10 protein-coding genes are annotated in these 17,934 nt (G+C 33.2%); 8 read left to right on the top strand and 2 right to left on the bottom strand.

Annotated elements, in window-relative coordinates; genetic code table 11:
• Positions 1-34: 34 nt before the first annotated feature.
• On the bottom strand, positions 35-2,410 hold the full coding sequence (locus D1818_RS05385) for a PKD domain-containing protein (RefSeq protein ID WP_118456765.1): 2,376 nt from the start codon (positions 2,408-2,410) through the stop codon (positions 35-37).
• Between the two features lie 188 nt (positions 2,411-2,598).
• On the bottom strand, positions 2,599-2,886 hold the full coding sequence (locus tag D1818_RS05380) for a hypothetical protein (protein ID WP_118456764.1): 288 nt from the start codon (positions 2,884-2,886) through the stop codon (positions 2,599-2,601).
• Positions 2,887-3,161: 275 nt separating this feature from the next.
• Between D1818_RS05380 and D1818_RS05375 the strand changes: the two genes are divergently transcribed.
• The 8 genes from D1818_RS05375 (at position 3,162) to D1818_RS05340 (ending at position 17,930) form a co-directional block, all read left to right on the top strand.
• Entirely contained in the window at positions 3,162-5,492 is a 2,331-nt protein-coding gene (locus D1818_RS05375; RefSeq protein ID WP_118456763.1) for an ATP-dependent helicase, read from the top strand.
• Between the two features lie 448 nt (positions 5,493-5,940).
• Positions 5,941-9,318 carry a starch-binding protein gene (locus tag D1818_RS05370; protein ID WP_118456762.1) on the top strand — a complete coding sequence of 1,126 codons (3,378 nt, stop codon included), beginning with the start codon at positions 5,941-5,943 and terminating at the stop codon, positions 9,316-9,318.
• A gap of 73 nt (positions 9,319-9,391) precedes the next feature.
• The gene (locus D1818_RS05365) at positions 9,392-9,847 is read left to right on the top strand and encodes an isoprenylcysteine carboxylmethyltransferase family protein (protein ID WP_120752420.1); all 456 of its coding nucleotides are present in this window, start codon (positions 9,392-9,394) and stop codon (positions 9,845-9,847) included.
• Positions 9,848-10,616: 769 nt separating this feature from the next.
• Positions 10,617-12,407 (top strand): type VI secretion system Vgr family protein, encoded by a 1,791-nt coding sequence (locus D1818_RS05360; protein ID WP_118456760.1) that lies wholly within the window; start codon positions 10,617-10,619, stop codon positions 12,405-12,407.
• Positions 12,408-12,431: 24 nt separating this feature from the next.
• Complete coding sequence (locus D1818_RS05355; RefSeq protein WP_118456759.1) at positions 12,432-13,226, top strand: hypothetical protein; 795 nt, start codon at positions 12,432-12,434, stop codon at positions 13,224-13,226.
• A 2-nt stretch (positions 13,227-13,228) separates the two neighbouring features.
• The gene (locus D1818_RS05350; protein ID WP_118456758.1) at positions 13,229-14,941 is read left to right on the top strand and encodes a DUF4280 domain-containing protein; all 1,713 of its coding nucleotides are present in this window, start codon (positions 13,229-13,231) and stop codon (positions 14,939-14,941) included.
• Positions 14,942-14,977: 36 nt separating this feature from the next.
• A complete protein-coding gene (locus D1818_RS05345; protein ID WP_118456757.1) occupies positions 14,978-16,210 on the top strand; it encodes a DUF3289 family protein in 1,233 nt (410 codons plus the stop codon).
• A 127-nt stretch (positions 16,211-16,337) separates the two neighbouring features.
• Complete coding sequence (locus D1818_RS05340; protein ID WP_118456756.1) at positions 16,338-17,930, top strand: LysM peptidoglycan-binding domain-containing protein; 1,593 nt, start codon at positions 16,338-16,340, stop codon at positions 17,928-17,930.
• The last annotated feature ends 4 nt before the right edge of the window (positions 17,931-17,934 follow it).

Here is a 17,934-nt window from a genome sequence, read left to right as displayed (position 1 = left end):
AGTGAAATATGCTTTTAATAAGGTTAAAAAGGATTTATAGTTTGACAAATTTGCCAACAGATTTATTGTTTATTAGAATCACATAAAGTCCACTAGATAATTTAGTTAAATCTATTTCAGGTTCTATAATAGAATTAATAACTATTTGTCCGGTAGTATTTACTATTCTTATATCATTTTCATTTATAGTAAGTCCATCAATTCTTAGTATATCTCTAGTAGGGTTAGGGTAAAACTTAAAAATGCTTGTTCCTTGGCTTAAATTTAGTTGTGATAAATCAACAGTAAAAGCAGAAGAAATTGCGTTACACCCGGTTTCGTTAAATACTTCAACACTATAATTTCCAATTTGATCTGGTACATATAGAGAATCGTTAGCATCAGTAATTGGTTCCCCATTAAAATACCATTGATATGCAGCGTATGTGGCATCCGTTGTAAGGTTTTTAGTGTCAGGGATTACAATTGTGGGAGGTTCTGGATTTTCCTCTACAATAATATTGATTGCTGTTCTTGTATTTGTCGTGCAATTATCAAAAGAACCTGCTACATAATATGTCTGACTAGATTGTAGTGTAGGTGCTTCAAAAGTAGCTCCTGTATATAATAAAGTGCCACCTGTAGGTGCATTATACCAATTAAATTCACTGTTTCCAGTAACAGTTAATGATGTAGATTCTCCGATACAAATATTTTGATCTGCTCCAATAGGTTGCTGAGGAATATTTATGGTAATAAAATTATCACGTTGTCTTGTGTCTTCTCCAGCACTATTAGATGTCGTAAGAGAAACTGTATAACTACCACTATTAGCGTATGTATGTGCTGGATTCTGTTCAGTAGAGGTGATTCCGTCTCCAAAATCCCACAAGTAAGCATTTACATTATTAATAGTTGTACTATTAAAATTCACCGTAGCACAATTAGTAGCTGCTTCGAAATTTGCTATAGGAGGTTGGTTGTTATCACCAGGAACATACTTTCCAGAAATATAATAATTACCTATAGATGAGTAATCAGAATATCCACTACTTAGATTTCCTTCTCCAACACCATCAACTTCTATAAAGTAAGTTCCAAAACTGAGATCCAAATCAAAACCAGCATTAAGTCCAGAAGGATCAGAAATAGCAATTTCTTCACCAATACCATTCAGAATTCTAGCTTGTATATTAAGATTAGGATGATCCGAACTAGGATTAAAGTTAAAAGAAACATTACCAGTTTCGATTACAAATGAAAATACATCTTTATCATCACGGTTATGAATAAAACCAAAATTTTGATCAGCACTAACATTTCCATCAGCATCCACTAATATTGGGGTAGCTTCTGTAATAACATCTTTATGATCATCTTCTCTAAAACCAACTCCATTTTGAGATCCAGCAATAATTTCTATGTCATCTTGTTGTTGAGTTGCATTGTCATATTCTCCTTTACTCCAGTGACCTAAAGCTTTGTTAGCACTCCATCCCATAATTGGTGACCATTGTCCATGGCCGGCATAATATTCTTCTCCGGGTCTGCCATCGTGACTAAGTCTTAATGTATGTCCTACCTCATGAGATCCTGTCTCTCCGGCTGCTCTTGTGGATAAATTATAAACCCAACAAGGATTATCTGTTCTAGTAGAAGAAAAAGAACCTAAATAAGCAACACCACCTGCAGTAGGCGCTGCATCTTTAGTAGGAGTAAATATGCACATCATTCTACGATTTTGAGGAGCAGCATCATATAAGTCTCTTCGTGTAGTAACGTTTAAATTAAAAGCTCTAAAATCTTCAGCCATTATTTCCCAAACAGCTATGATTTTTTGATCAGAAAAATTTGGAGATTGCGCATTAATTGTACCGCCGCCAACCCAACTTGTGCCGGATACAACTTCTCCATCAAAATCTAAATAGATAATACCTGGTGCTCCCGGAAGGCTTTCTAACTGAGGAGCCATTTTAGAAAATACACCATTTTTATCGCTACTATTTTCCTCTTCAGTTTTTTCAAAATCTATACAAACCAGAGAGTTAATATCTACTTCTTCAATGTATACTTTTCCCAGATCATTTGTGAAAATTTTAAAACCGGTTTTTTCGTTTCTGAGGACTAAAGTTCCTTCTATTTGATTTTTAGTTTTAAATAAAGTAAAAGTAGATAGTTTTTGATTGTTTACACTACCAATAAATGTGGTTAAATCGTTTGCTACTTTTTCTACCTTAAGGTTTAATGAAAGTGAAGTGCTTTTCTTCGATAAATTTATAAATAAGCCTTTTGACTTGTTAATGGTAAGGTTTTCGATGAAGCTATCTGGGTTATTGGCGATTAATTGAGCATTAGAATCCTGAGAATTTATAACCATTACGTTTATAAAGAACAGGAGTAGCATTAATTTTTTATAGTAGGTTTTGAACATTTTTGGGTTTTTGGGTAAAATTAGTTTTTAAATAAGTTTATTATTCTGAATTACATTGATTTAAATACATATTAATTGTTTCATAACACACTAAAAATAGGTTTATTGTATTACATGTTTTAAATAAAAACTCTCAATACATCATTGAGAAGATATTGAGAGCTTTCAAGGCAATAACACTTAAATTTTTATGAGATACTTATAATTCTTTCTAATGGAATAATAGTAGACTGTTTAAGGATTACTTCTTTATCTGTAATTCCCCAAATAGTAGTTTCTACTTTTTTGAGTCCTTTGTTATCAACAAATACAATTTTTACTTTATGTCTTTCTAAGTTGCCAAGAGATAATGCTCTTTGTAATTCTAAAATTCGATCGATTTGATCTTTTCTTTTATTAAGGACATCTTCTTTTGGGAAGGTTAGAAATTTGATTTGTTCTTTTTCAATTGGCTGAACGTTTAAGTTTGGGGACATAAGAAAAAAATTAGGTTAAATTTTGGGGTTAAAATAATTTCTTTAATATCATAAAGATTTTTAAATATATGCATTTTGTCTTATAAAATTGCATTTAAACGATATTATTTTTGAAAAAAGATATTAACAGTGTAAGAAATATTTGTAGTGTGATTATTCTCAACTTCGTGTTTGATTCATAAAAGCGTTAATGATTTGTTTATAAGTATCATCAATATTAGTTAAATAAAAAAGATAGTTTACTTAAATTTCGAAGCTTATAAAACACTGAAAACTTGGAAGAATATTTAGCTGGATTAAATGATGCGCAACGAGCTCCTGTACTGCAGAAAGATGGTCCTATGATCGTGATTGCAGGTGCTGGTTCAGGAAAAACGAGAGTGCTTACTTATAGGATTGCCTATCTTATGAATCAAGGAGTGGATTCATTTAATATCTTATCATTAACATTTACCAATAAGGCTGCGCGAGAAATGAAAAAGCGTATTGCTGATATTGTAGGTGCTAGCGAAGCAAAGAATCTATGGATGGGAACGTTCCATTCGATTTTTGCTAAAATCCTAAGAATTGAAGCTGATAAATTAGGATATCCTTCTAATTTTACGATATATGACACGCAAGATTCTCAGCGATTAATTTCATCGGTAATTAAAGAGATGGGATTGGACAAAGATATTTATAAGTATAAACAGGTTCAATCACGAATTTCATCTTACAAGAACAGTTTGATTACCGTAAAAGCATATTTTCAAAATGCCGAATTAGTAGAGGCCGATGCCATGGCAAAAAGGCCGCGTATGGGAGAAATTTATCAACATTATGTAGATCGCTGCTTTAAGGCTGGAGCTATGGATTTTGATGATTTATTACTTAAAACTAATGAATTGTTGAATCGTTTTCCGGATGTATTGGCTAAATATCAAAATCGCTTTAGATATATTCTGGTGGATGAGTACCAGGATACCAATCACTCACAGTACCTGATCGTAAAGGCATTATCAGATAAATTTCAGAATATCTGTGTGGTAGGAGATGATGCGCAAAGTATTTATGCCTTCCGTGGAGCAAATATTAATAACATCCTTAATTTTCAGAGGGATTATGATAATGTACAACAATATCGATTGGAACAAAATTATCGATCTACCAAAAATATTGTAGAAGCTGCTAACTCTATTATAGATAAGAATAAAACAAAGCTTGATAAGGTAGTTTGGACTGCTAATGATCCCGGTCCTAAAATTTTTGTAAATCGATTATTAACAGATGGTGATGAAGGACGATATGTAGCGAGTTCTATCTTCGAGAATCAAATGCAACATCAGTTGACCAATGGTCAGTTTGCTATTTTATACAGAACAAACGCACAGTCTCGTGCGATGGAAGATGCCCTTCGTAAAAGAGATATTAAATATAGGATCTATGGTGGGTTATCTTTTTATCAACGAAAAGAAATCAAAGATGTTTTAAGTTACTTAAGACTAATCATCAACCCAAAAGATGAAGAAGCACTAAAGCGAGTTATTAATTATCCAGCTCGAGGAATTGGTAGTACTACTGTAGATAAATTAGTGGTAGCAGCGAATCATTATGATCGTTCTATTTTCGAAATTATTGAAAATCTAGATCGAATTAATCTGAAAATTAATAGCGGGACAAAAACCAGGTTAGAAAATTTCATGAATATGATCAAGAGTTTTCAGGTTACCAATCAAACTTCTGACGCCTTCGTGTTATCAGAAATGGTAGCTAAAAACACTGGTCTGCTTCAAGAGCTTAAGAAAGATGGAACACCTGAAGGAATTGCACGTATTGAAAACATAGAGGAGTTACTGAATGGTATTCGAGACTTTGTAGAGGAACAAAAAGAGTTGGCAGATGAAACTGGGTCGCTTGCTGAATTTTTAGAAGATGTGGCACTAGCAACAGATCTAGATCAGGATACTGGTGATGATGATAGGGTAGCTTTAATGACAATACATTTGGCAAAAGGATTAGAATTTCCTTACGTCTATATTGTAGGTATGGAGGAAGATTTGTTTCCATCCGGAATGAGTATGAATACCAGGTCAGAGCTGGAAGAGGAGCGAAGATTATTTTATGTAGCTTTAACCAGAGCAGAGAAACAAGCATATTTAACGTATACGCAATCACGATATCGTTGGGGTAAGCTTGTAGATGCAGAGCCTAGCCGTTTTATAGAAGAAATAGATGCTCAATATCTAGAATACATAACACCAATTGATACCTACCGCTATAAACCATTGGTAGATACTGATATTTTTGGAGATGTTGATAAAAGTAAACTAAGACTTAAAAAACCAATATCAGGATCACCTCCAGTTTCTCATAAACCATCAGAGGAACAATTGCGTAAGCTACGTAAATTAAGACCGATTTCTAATGATGCTACAAGTACTCCTAAAACGAATCTTTTTGATGGAGATTTGGTACCTGGAACCATTGTAGAGCATATGCGTTTTGGTAAAGGAAAAATTCTACAATTAGATGGGGTAGGTCAAGATAAAAAAGCAGAGATTAATTTTGAAAACGGTGGAATTAAAAAGCTATTACTAAGATTTGCTAAGCTGAAAGTGATCGGTTAAGCTTCATTCAAGGTTTTATTTTTATCGTACTGTCGATAGCGTTTATTCTCAATACTATTAGATTAGGTATAAACTCTATCACCTATTTATAATAGTACAGACTATTTTTTTGTAATTAAGTTTTAGAATATGTCAATTATAAATTTCTAATTCGAATGATTTTATAAAAACGTATAATGTTTTTTAAAAAAAATGTCAAATACTGATTTTCTAATTCGGAAACAGATAATACATCAAATTATACGCTAATTTTTTATTTATTATTCAGTTTTTTAACCTTTATGAAATAAAATATCAACACTCAAACGTTTTCGCAAAAAAACGACACTTCGATTATTATATTATCCGGTTTTTTTTTCGAAATATTTATTACAACGTTTGAGGGATTTCTATAACCAAAGATATTTTCCTTCTACGTTTTTTATTAACACACAAACAAAACTTTATTATGAAAAAATTACTCTATTTAGGGGTATTGTTGTGCTTATTTTTACCTAGACTAGGTACAGCACAATCCGAAAGAAACCTCCCATTCTCCTGGGATAACTTAACGGTTTATTTTCTTATTACGGATCGTTTTAACAACGGTGACACTACAAATGATTCGAATTTTGATCGTTTTCAGGATAGTAGAAATAATGAGTTAGACTTTCACGGTGGAGATATTGCTGGAGTTACACAAAAACTCGAGGAAGGATATTTTGATGAGTTAGGAGTTAGCGCTATTTGGGTAACACCTGTAGTAGAAAACAGACATGGGTTTAATAATCCTCCTGCTAATGATCCTACTTTTAGAGACTATCCATATCATGGATATCACACCAATGATTGGACAGCTTTTGATCCTAATTTCACTAGTGCAGAGGATTTTGAAAACTTTATCAATACAGCTCATGATCACGGTATAAGAGTATTGTTGGATATCGTAATGAATCATTCTGGATATAGAACTTTTAAGAATGTAAATGGTCAGTTAGAATTTGTAGATGATGATTATCCATCAGATTGGGTTAGATTACAATGTGGAACTGAGAATGGAGAACTTCCTTGTGATGATTTAACTACACCACTTTTTGGTTTACCGGATATAAGAACAGAATCTTTCAATACAGTAAATCTTCCACAATGGTTATTGGATAAATGGGATGCAGAAGGAAGAAAACAACAGGAATTAGACGAATTAGATGCATATTTTTCCAGAACAGGAAAACCAAGAGCGCCTAGATACTATTTAATCAAATGGTTAACAGATTGGGTTAGAGAATACGGAATTGATGGATTTAGAGTAGATACAGAAAGACATGTTGGTGTTGATGCATGGGCAGAGCTTAAAGATGAAGCGGTTGCCGCTTTAAAAGAATGGAAACAAAATAATCCAACCAAAAAATTAGATGATCTTGATTTTTATATGACAGGAGAACATTCCGGAGTAAATATTATTGGGAATGTCGGTGACCAATTACCAGATGATTTTACAGTTGGAAAGTTTAATAGTATGATCAACTTCCGTTCACCAAAAGAAGCATATACCGAACTTGGGCAAGAAGAAATATTTAGTTCTTTTGCAGCAAAACTGAATGATAATGATGACGGTTTTGGGACTCCTGGAGAATATAATATGATTAGTTATCTAAGATCTCATGATTTTAGTGAATTCTATACTGGCAATATGTTTGAAGGAGCGGTGAAACTATTATTATCACCCGGAGGAGCCCAGATATACTATGGAGATGAATCCGGACGTCAGTTTTTTGATGCTACTACCTATGTTGATGCGGGATATCGTTCTGATATGAACTGGGATTCCATAGACGATGCTATGTTATTACATTGGAGAAAACTAGGTAAATTTAGAAGAGAACATATTTCTATCGGAGGTGGTTCGCATCAGAAATTAAGTGATGCTCCATATATTTTTAAACGTGAGTATAATCGTAATGGCGAAACTGATAAGGCATTGGTATTCCAAGGGCAGGATAATGATTTTGTTGGAGCACTAAATGTTTTCGGAATGTGGCCTGAAGGAACTGTGCTTAAAGATTACTTTTCTGATACAACAGCAACAGTATCTGGTGGGACAATAACTTTTGGGACTACTTTCGGAATTGTTTTAGTAGGAGAACCTTTTGATCTTTCGAATTCTGTAACATTATCGGTAGATCCGGTTTCAGGATTTTATACGGATGCTGTAACTGTAGAAATGACTGCATCTACAACCGCAGAAGGAGCTGCAGTAGATATTTTTTATACGACAGATGGCACTGACCCTTCAGTTTCCAGTATCCAATACACAACTCCTTTTGATGTAACCACTACTACTGCTATCAAAGCAATAGCTTTTGATTCAGAAGGTAATGAATCTAGTATAATACCTAGAGATTATGTAATAGGCGATGGATCTCCATTCGATGTGTATTTTAAAAAACCAGCTAGCTGGTCATCAGCCAATATTTATTTATTTAATCAAAATACTGGTGATGCATTACCAGGATTACCAGCTTGGCCGGGAGCTATTATGGATACCGTAGAAGGAACACCTTGGTTTACTTACAATATAGATCAAGATGTACAGGTTGGTATTGTATTCAATGATAATGGAGGAGATCAAACAGACGATTTAACAAGAATAACAGAAGGTTGGTATGACAACCAATGGTTTGATAGTTGTCCAAGTGATTGTCCTGGACTCCAACTACCAGTATTAACCATCTCTCCTGATTCAGGGGCATATAATGGGAGTGTAGAAGTGAGTATGAGTGCTACTAACTCTGGAGTTATATATTATACTTTAGATGGTTCTACTCCAGATGCAACTAGTACATTGTACGCTGGTACATTTACGATATCCTCTACTGGAACTACAAGTTTTAGAGCAATAGCAATAAATAGTGCTGGAAGTTCTGATATAGTTAATAGAGAATATACTATCCAGGATATATTAGGATATACGGTTAACTTCAGAAAACCAGATAGCTGGAATACGGCTTATGTATATTTGTATGATAAAAATGCAAATGCAGCAATCCCAGGATTTCCTGCTTGGCCAGGAGTTCAAATGTCGCAATTAAGTACTTCTCCTTGGTTTACATATAGCATTGATGAATCAGTAGAAGTAGGAATTGTTTTTAACGATAATGGAGGAGCACAGACAGATGATTTGTTTAGAACAACAGATGGATGGTATAACAATGGTTGGACAAATACCTGTCCTGGAGAATGCCCAGGAATAATTCCTGATTCATCTTTTGATATATATTTTAAGAAACCTTCTTCCTGGAATACAGTATTTATTTATATATATGATAAAAATGCAAACATACCAATCTCTGGTGCTCCAGTTTGGCCTGGTATAGAGATGAATGCTATCAATGGATCACCTTGGTATTCTTCTAAAATAGATGAGTCTGTTGAGGTAGGAATTGTTTTTACTGATAATGGAGGAGCACAAACGGATGATCTGTTTAGAACTACAGAAGGTTGGTATGACAACCAATGGTTTGATAGTTGTCCAAGTGATTGTCCATCTATTAATGATATCAAGGCTTCGTTTTTTGATAAAGCTCCTGCAAGCGATGCACTACAAGTGGCAAGAGCTTGGCCAAATCCTTTTAATGAATCATTGACATTATCTTTCACAGGAAATATGAAAGATAATCAGGTGAGAATAGAAATGTTTGATTTAGCCGGAAAGAAAGCGAATACGACACTTGTAAAGGATACTAGAACAAATACAATAACTATGAATACCTCAAACCTTCCAAAAGGAATTTATCTTCTGAAGATAGTTTCTGATAAAAATGTTAAGGTGATGAAAATGGTTAAGTAAACGATTATTTTGCTGAAGTAAAAAACCTGTTAAGGAAGTGATTATCCTTGGCAGGTTTTTTTATTTTTATGGTATGCAAAAGGATAAAAAAGGGATTGTATATGTGTTGATTCAATTTATATTGTTTGCGTTGTACATACTTCCGATATTTGATTTTAAGATATTTTGTTTTTCATCAATTAGATATCCATTTTTAATAGTGACTATATTTGGAGTAATTATAATTTTCGGATCTATTTTACAATTGCGTAATCAATTATCTCCTTTCCCTGTTCCATTGGAAGATGGAGTCTTAATACAAAATGGATTCTTTAGATTTTTTAGGCATCCTATTTATTCTGGAATATTAATCAGTAGTTTCTTTTATGCCTTATATAGTTGTTCTGGATCCAAAATGATAATTTCTATTGGATTACTCATCTTGTTTTATTTTAAAAGTTCTTATGAAGAAGAATTACTTTCCAAAAAATATACAGAGTACAATAAATATAAGAAAAGAGTAGGACGGTTTTTTCCAAAGATTTTTTGAAAGCGTATGCTTACAATAGCAATCCAAATGTCACTCGTTGATTCTAATTGTGTTGCTAATATAATATGCTTTTTTTTGTTTGAACCTCATGAAGAAGCATCTTAATACTTGTTTTTATATAATTTCTATAAACATTTTTTAATATTTAAATATTTGATTTTCAGTTTTTTAAAATTTTATATTTTGAAGAATAAAAGTTTGGCACGCGTTTTGAAAACTACTTAGCAACCGATCGGGCAATTATGAGTATCGGTTAAAAAATGTTTATTAATTAAAAAAAGGAAATCATGACAAATTTTATTTCATTTAAAATCAATTGGAGCGTTTTAAGAAAGTTTTTACAAGAATTACCAGCAGCTAGTAGCCATGCGATTCACAGATAGACTTTCATAAACCTAAACCCCAAACAAAATGTTTACAAAGTACTTTTAATGACTGGATATAAATTCTATTTTATATCCAGTTTTTCTTTCCATTAAAGTTAAATCGAGATAATTTTTATCTAATTTCTTTCATATTAGCTATGCCATTTTATGGCTTACCCTTAGTTTCTTTAGCAACGAACCATTGCCAGTTGTAGTGGTTTTCAGGGGTGTATTTCCACTGAATATCTGGTTGATTTGAGACCATTAGTTTTCTAAATTTGAAATAACCAATACAGAATTATTGTTTATTCTAAGAACTAATTTATTGTCACAAAATATTTTAGTTAATGAATAGCAGTTTGTTTTTGTAAGTGGGGTACACAAATTAATTTTAAAACTCAACAATGGCACTTCAATCTAATATTCAATTGTTTATTGGTGGAGTTTCTATAAAGGCATTTAAGGAACTTACACTCAAGCAAGAAATTGATGATCATCACACTCTAGAAATACTATGTCGTAGAGACGTGTTGGAAAAAATTTCTGATCTAAACGAGGATGAAAGCAATGACTTTTTGGGTCAAACTATTATTCTTTCTGTCGCATCTTTAGATACTTTAGATATTTATAAAGAATTAAAATTTAATGGTGTAGTTACAGAAGTAAAAGTGACTAATGGTTTTCATCAATCTATGGGAGACTCTATTTTGATTAGAGCCAAGAGTAATTCGATATTAACTGATGATGGCCCGCATTATGCATCTTTTAGTGACGAAAATTTAGAATCAATTTTAACGAGTGTTTTTCAAAAATATGATCGTTCAAAACTAAATACTACAGTATCTACAAGATCTAATGATACTTTGCATTACTGTGTTCAAAATGGAGAAAGTAGTTTTGAGTTTGCAAGTAGGTTATCTGCACAATACGGAGAATGGTTTTATTATGATGGAGAAAATTTAGTGTTTGGGAGGCCTTTAGATGAAGAAGAGACTACATTAACATATGGTTTTGATTTACAAGAGTTCTCTAGAAGTTTACACCCAAGATCTAATAGTTATTCTTTTTTTACAAATGATTATTTGAATAATGAAAAGCACGAGGTTACCACTTCAGAAATTACTAGTTCAATAAACGGACATAATGGATACGCTTCCAATAAAAGTAAGGACATGTTTCCTCATAAAACTCAGGTTTTTCTAAATACATATGATGATACTCAAACGAAACAAAGACTGAGTAACCTTGTAAAAGAACAAAAAAAAGCGGAAGAAATTAAGCAGGTTATTATTACAGGTAAAAGCGATAATCCTGGAGTTAGCTTAGGGAAAAAAGTAAAAATAAAGGAAAAGAATAATGAACAAGGTATTTATCGGATTACTAAAATACAGCATACAGCTACAGAAAATGGTAAGTACATAAATCATTTTGAAGGAATTTCAGTAGATCAAGATGTATACCCTAATACGAACATTCTTAAGACTCCTAAAAGTGAAACTCAGGTGGCAACTGTTACCGCTAATGATGATCCAGATGGAATAGGTAGAATAAAAGTTCAGTTGTATTGGCAGAAGCCTTTAGGAGTTTATACCCCTTGGCTTCGTGTAATGACACCACATTCTGGTGGAGATAAAGGATTTCATTTTATTCCAGAAGTAGGAGAGGAAGTACTTATTGGGTTCGAAGGAGGAAATGCAGAAAGGCCTTTTGTTATGGGAGCACTTTATAATGGAGCTGCAAATCCAGCTGGGTGGAAAACTGATAAAAACAATATAAAAGCAATCAGAACTAGAAGTGGTCATACGATTGAGCTTAATGATACAGATAAATCAGAATTCATTACGATTAAAGATAAAAACGAAAATCTAATTCATATAGATACAGCTAATAATAATATTACCATCACAGCTTTAGAGACAATGACACTAAACGCAAAGAACTTTGAAATGAACGTTCAAGAAGATGCTAATTTTAATATAGGTAGAGACACTACAATTTATACTGAAAGGAATTTTGACACTTCTTCATCGAATCATACAAATACCGTGGAAAATAAAATGAAAACTACAATAGGTGGTGATTTGATTCAGAATAGCGGTAATGCGGAAATCCAAAGTAAAAGAAATATGAAGATTGCCTGTGGAGCAACTGCTTCTTTTCAAGGAGGCGGAAATGTAAAAATCAGTAAAGGATAATCGTATCTTATAACACACAATTCAATGATTCCAAGTAAATATAAATTTAGAACGCAAGAAATTCAACTAAACATTCCAAGAGAAGGAACACATAAATATTTGATAGAGAGCACAAATTTCATTAATTATTCGGGAGAGATACGATGTTCTCATAAGAAAGAAGTCTCGTTTTCTATTCAATATAATGAAGACCAACCTTATATCCGTTTTGTCCAGATTGAGATCCAAAATGATAGTTTTAAATTTTCTGATGGGTCTTTTGCCATGCAAGATATTATAAAAAGAACGGCTTCAGTTTATAAAAAACTTCATTTACAGGTATCTTATAAAGGACAAATCTTATCCATAGATAATATAGAAGAGTTACAGGAAAATTGGCATAAAACAAAAATGTATTTTGAGAGTAAGTATAAGGGAAATCAAATACAACGTTTCATATTAAAAACAGATACTATATTAAACTCAGAAGAAGAGATTATAAAGGATATCTCTCTGTATCATAATTTTGGGGGATTAATAAAATCGATGTATCAGAAATATAGCTCCGACTCTTGTAGTAACACGTCCCAGTATTTATCTACAAAATATGGAAAAATTAATACTGAAGAAGACGTTTTATTACAATCTGCAAAGGAAACAGAAGATGTTCAGTTGCAATTACAGTCACATTACCCTAAAAATGAAGAATATGTTTCGGTAAACGGAACTTATAATTTTAAAGGTATACTTGAGTCCTGGTTACAACGAGCTGTAATTTCTAGTATAGAAAAATATGGAAGACAAGAGTATCACAATACGGTTAGTATAATTCAACTATAATAATGGCTGGACAATTTGTAAAAAATGGAGCTACCTTAAAATGTCCGCTATGTTCTAGTAGTGGTACATTGGTCGTATCGCATACTCAGGTGCAATTACAAGACACTCCTTGCGCTACTAATGGCGATAAGAGTAAGTCTAATCTTGTTTTTGGAGGCGTTTGTAAAAAATGGCGAAAAAGCCCGCCACCTTGTGCAAGTGTAATTGCTCCGACGCAATGGAAAGGCGTAGCGACTGATGTAGAAATTGACGGAGAGTTTATGTTATTAGAGGATTCCACGATTACTTGCAGTACTGGAGGCGTCGATATTGGGATTGATGATACCGCTCAAATGGATGTTCCTACAGATTTACCAGATACCGAGAATACCGTATTAAAAAAGTTTTTGGTTAACGTAAGAAGACCAGATGATTATAAAGGCGAATATGGGTTCGATTGGCTGCGTGATGAATATATCTATCCAATAGAAACTATAGGGTATGATAATACCGGATCTCCTTTTTCTGGACCTTTGAATCAACAATTACCGCTATGTAAAAATGTAGACGATCTAAAGAACGAATATAAAACAAAAGATGTAGTGAATCCTATCACTCCTTATGGAGTCGAGTATTATCCGGCTTGGTTGTCGATTTTCCCTGATGTTTCATACAACGGAGTGAATCAGGTTGAGTTAAATATAGAAATAGAAGAGATAGAACCATTGGTTGGTGATGCAACTGAAATTATTTTTGAATCCGCTAATGATTCGCTTATAGTCACTCCATCGCAAATAAGCTTAAGTGAACTTTTAGGAGAAAAGCAAACTAAGGATTTAGGTGTTACGACAAAAGAGTTTTACGTAACTGAAAAAATGATCACTGTAAAATGTGAAGGGAATGCTCTGGAAAATCACGAAGAAATTAAAATTTATGCAGAGTTAGATGGAGAAAAAGAAGAAGTAGGTAAACTGATGGTTTATAATAATAGTGCTATTGCTAATGCTAATGTTATAGCAGTGAATGTTATTATAGATGGAAATCCTGCAATTTTGAATTCTAATTATAAGACAGCTATTAAATATGAATCTACAGTTCAGCCCTTAATACATACAGAAGTTATTGATGATGGTTTTGATATTGATAGTTTACCTGATACTGATCCAGATGTAAAAAAGTTTAAAGATGATTTTATCACGAAAAATTTGGATATAGGACCTCAATTTGATTCGGTAAATGGATTTTTAAATGATTTGGTTAGGCTATACGATAAATATGGACATTATAAACCCGTAACTGGTATCGAAGAATTTGGCCATAATAAAACGTTCTTGTTTTATACAAATGTAACAGGAATTCTAGAAAGACAAGACCTACCTCCTATACAATGGAGAGGACTTGCAAGCGCAGATCAAACAGATATATCCAATGTAAAATGGGGAAATGCATGTATTATTTTTGGAGGCGGATTGTCAGAAATTCATAATGTTCCTCACGAAATAGGGCACTCTTTTTCATTACCGCATTCTTTTGAAGAAGAATTTAACACGCCTTTCTTTTTCTATAGAGGATTTACGGACAACTATATGGATTATCCAACTCAATTCGAACCAGATCTTAATAAGGAGCCATTAGATAATAGATTTAGAGGTAATATGCATTCTTTCTTTAAATGGCAGTGGGATGTTATAAGAGAAGATAAAAGTTTAGCTTATGATAATACTGATATAGAATAAAATTTTTAGACAAAATACTTTTAAAACCTATGAATTATGTCTGGACAATTTGTAAAAAACGGAGCTGCCTTAAGTTGTCCGCTCTGTTCTAGTGATGGAGTACTTGTTGTATCACATACCGAAGTACAATTACAAGATACTCCTTGTGCCACAAATGGGGACAAGAGTAAATCCAATCTCGTTTTTGGAGGAGTTTGTAAAAAATGGAGAAAAAATCCACCGCCTTGTGCCAGTGTAATTGCTCCAACTCAATGGAAAAGAGTTGCTACTAATCTCGAAATTGATGGAGAGTTTATGTTGCTAGAAGACTCTACAATTACTTGTAGTACAGGAGGAGTCGATATTGCTATAGAAGATACTGCACAGATGGATGTACCAACTGATTTACCAGAATCTATGTTACAAGATATAGAAGTACCTTTTTATGTAGAACGTTATAGAATACCGGGATTGAATGAAGATGGAAGTGCAATTGCAAATGATATGGCCTATGGTTCTGGAGAACCTAGTACGTTGATTTATTCAGAAGAGGAAATACAAACATATACACAAGAGTATGAACAGAATGGTTTTAATGATACAGAGCATATAAAGTTTGCTAACGGAGATAGGATCACTGATAAAGCAATATATAGAACTGAAGAAATAACAGAAATAAGGCCTATTTTATTTAACCTTACTAGATTGAATTTTGATTTTATGCTCTTTGATGATTTTAGAATTATGGCTTTTCAACTCTCTTCTGGAGCATTAAAAGAAAATATAGCATCCATGATCGATAAATTTCAAAATAATGAAGGAGGGATTTATGAGAATGATGAACTTAATCAAGCGGCTATCGAGAGTTCTGCAACAGAAAGATTTTGTACGGCTTTAGAAAATGACATTACACAACGAATACAGAATAGGGGAGGAAATATTGCGGCAGCAGAAGATACATCTATAAGATGGCAAAGAAGACAGGGTGCTTCTCCTTCATTTGCTAGGGGAGAAGACGATAACCTTTTTGGAGGATTGACTATAGCGGTTAATGATGTTTGGAGTTATGAGGTAAGTGTCATTGGATATACTAAACAAGAGAATGGTTATGACATTAAATATGAAGTGATTTATTGGGATCATTTTGGGTTGGATTTACCTGATATGCAAAAATTTTATTCATATGGAGCAGGATTTAGAGGTTGGTTTTTCTTGCAGCATGTGAGAGGTTATAAACCTTTTTTTACAAAAATAACTTTTGAAAAAGAGTTTTTTGTACCTGTTTCCTAATTGGTAAATATTCTTTGAAGAGTGTTAGAAGATAAATAACAAAATAGTTGATATTTTCTAGAAATAAGAGGTGATCTTTTACGATTCTATAGATAAAGAAATATATAATATTAAATCATAAGAAATTATGAGTGGACATAATCAAGAGGCAATTAATGCAGCACGACAAAAAGGCGAAGCTCGTTTAAAACGGATATGGGATCAAGTACGTTGGGATGAAGAAACCAATCAAATTACGTTTACGACGAATGAGCCCGAAGAAGGACTGTTGGATGCTTATTTTGCGGAGAGAAAAGAAAGAGAAGTTCCTGTAGATGATTCTTTAGAAACTGAATCTGAAATATATACTGTAGTTAGTGGAGATAATCTTACCAAGATAGCTGGAAATTATTCTGGAGTAAGTGTAGAAGATATAGCCGGAGCCAATCCAAGTGAAGTAGGCCCAAGACCAAATTACAATATCAGAGTTGGTGCTCAATTAACGATACCAAATCAAACGCCAACGATAACAGAGGTTTTTTATGAAGAAGTAAACAAAGGAACATTAGGAGGAAATGTTTATATCGTAGTAAAAGGATTTGCGTTAAAAGGTAAAGAAGCAACGATAGAAATTTTTGAGAAGAGTCCTTATTTACTGATGGAAAGCGAAACACCTCTTACAGTGATTCAATATGACTCCCTAGAAGCCGAAGATCCTAATACCGAAGTTAATAAAACAGAATTAAAAGCGATCTTCAATGATAATGGAGAAGCTGTGGTAAAAATTAGAATACGCCCTAAAGTTGAAGACCCAGATACGGTTTATCAAAATTGGAAAGAAAAGTTTCAGCCGCCAAAAGTCGAAGTGAATGATTTTGCATTATCTTCTACTAATAATACCGAACCATACACTGAACCAGGTTTAGATGAATTTCAGTTAGACCCGGAAAGATCTTCCTCTGATTTATCTTTACCCCAAAATGGTGGCTACACATTATCTATGGGTAATGGACAAGAAGATGTTTATGTACCAATATTAGATTTTTTATGGTTAAAAGTGAGCAGTGCTGGTAACAATGAACAGTATGAAAAGTCATTTTTGAATACGGGGAATTACTTTATATTACAAAACGAAATAGCACCTTGGATGGAGATCGCTTGGGGAGAATTAGGTGTTTATGAGGGAGATAGAACTACTGGTGGTTTTAATAGAGTAGCTGAGTTTTTCTTAAATGGTGCGGGGCAAGCCTTAGATCCTATTAATCAAGCTTGGTGTTCTAGTTTTACTAATTGGGTATTCATTGAAACGAATAGGGTAAAGAGGACAAATTTTTCTACTATTCCTTTGGATGGACATACTCATAATCCCGCGCTTGCAATAAATTGGTTTAACCCGTCCAGATATAAAGGAGGAGTTAGAATATCACCTGATAAGAAGCCCCCATACGGAAGTGTTCTAATTATGCAAATACGAAATGGCCACTCAGGCCACGCAGCTTTTGTTATAGATTATGTAAAATCAGGAGATAGATTAACGTTTAAACTTTTAGGAGGTAATCAAACCCATAGAGTACAAGTAGAGACTTATGTTTTTATTAAATCAGGTTCTGATTATTTTAAAGGTAATTTTAAACTTTTAGGGTATGTATTACCTAAAGAATATATATATGATGAAAGAAATGAAATATTTTATCAATATCGTAGTGAAGCTCCTTCAGAAGAAGCGGGTCCAATTCAGTAATCGT

The organism is Aquimarina sp. BL5 (assembly GCF_003443675.1).
Classification (GTDB): Bacteria; Bacteroidota; Bacteroidia; order Flavobacteriales; family Flavobacteriaceae; genus Aquimarina.
This window is presented reverse-complemented; position numbering and strand designations above follow the sequence as displayed.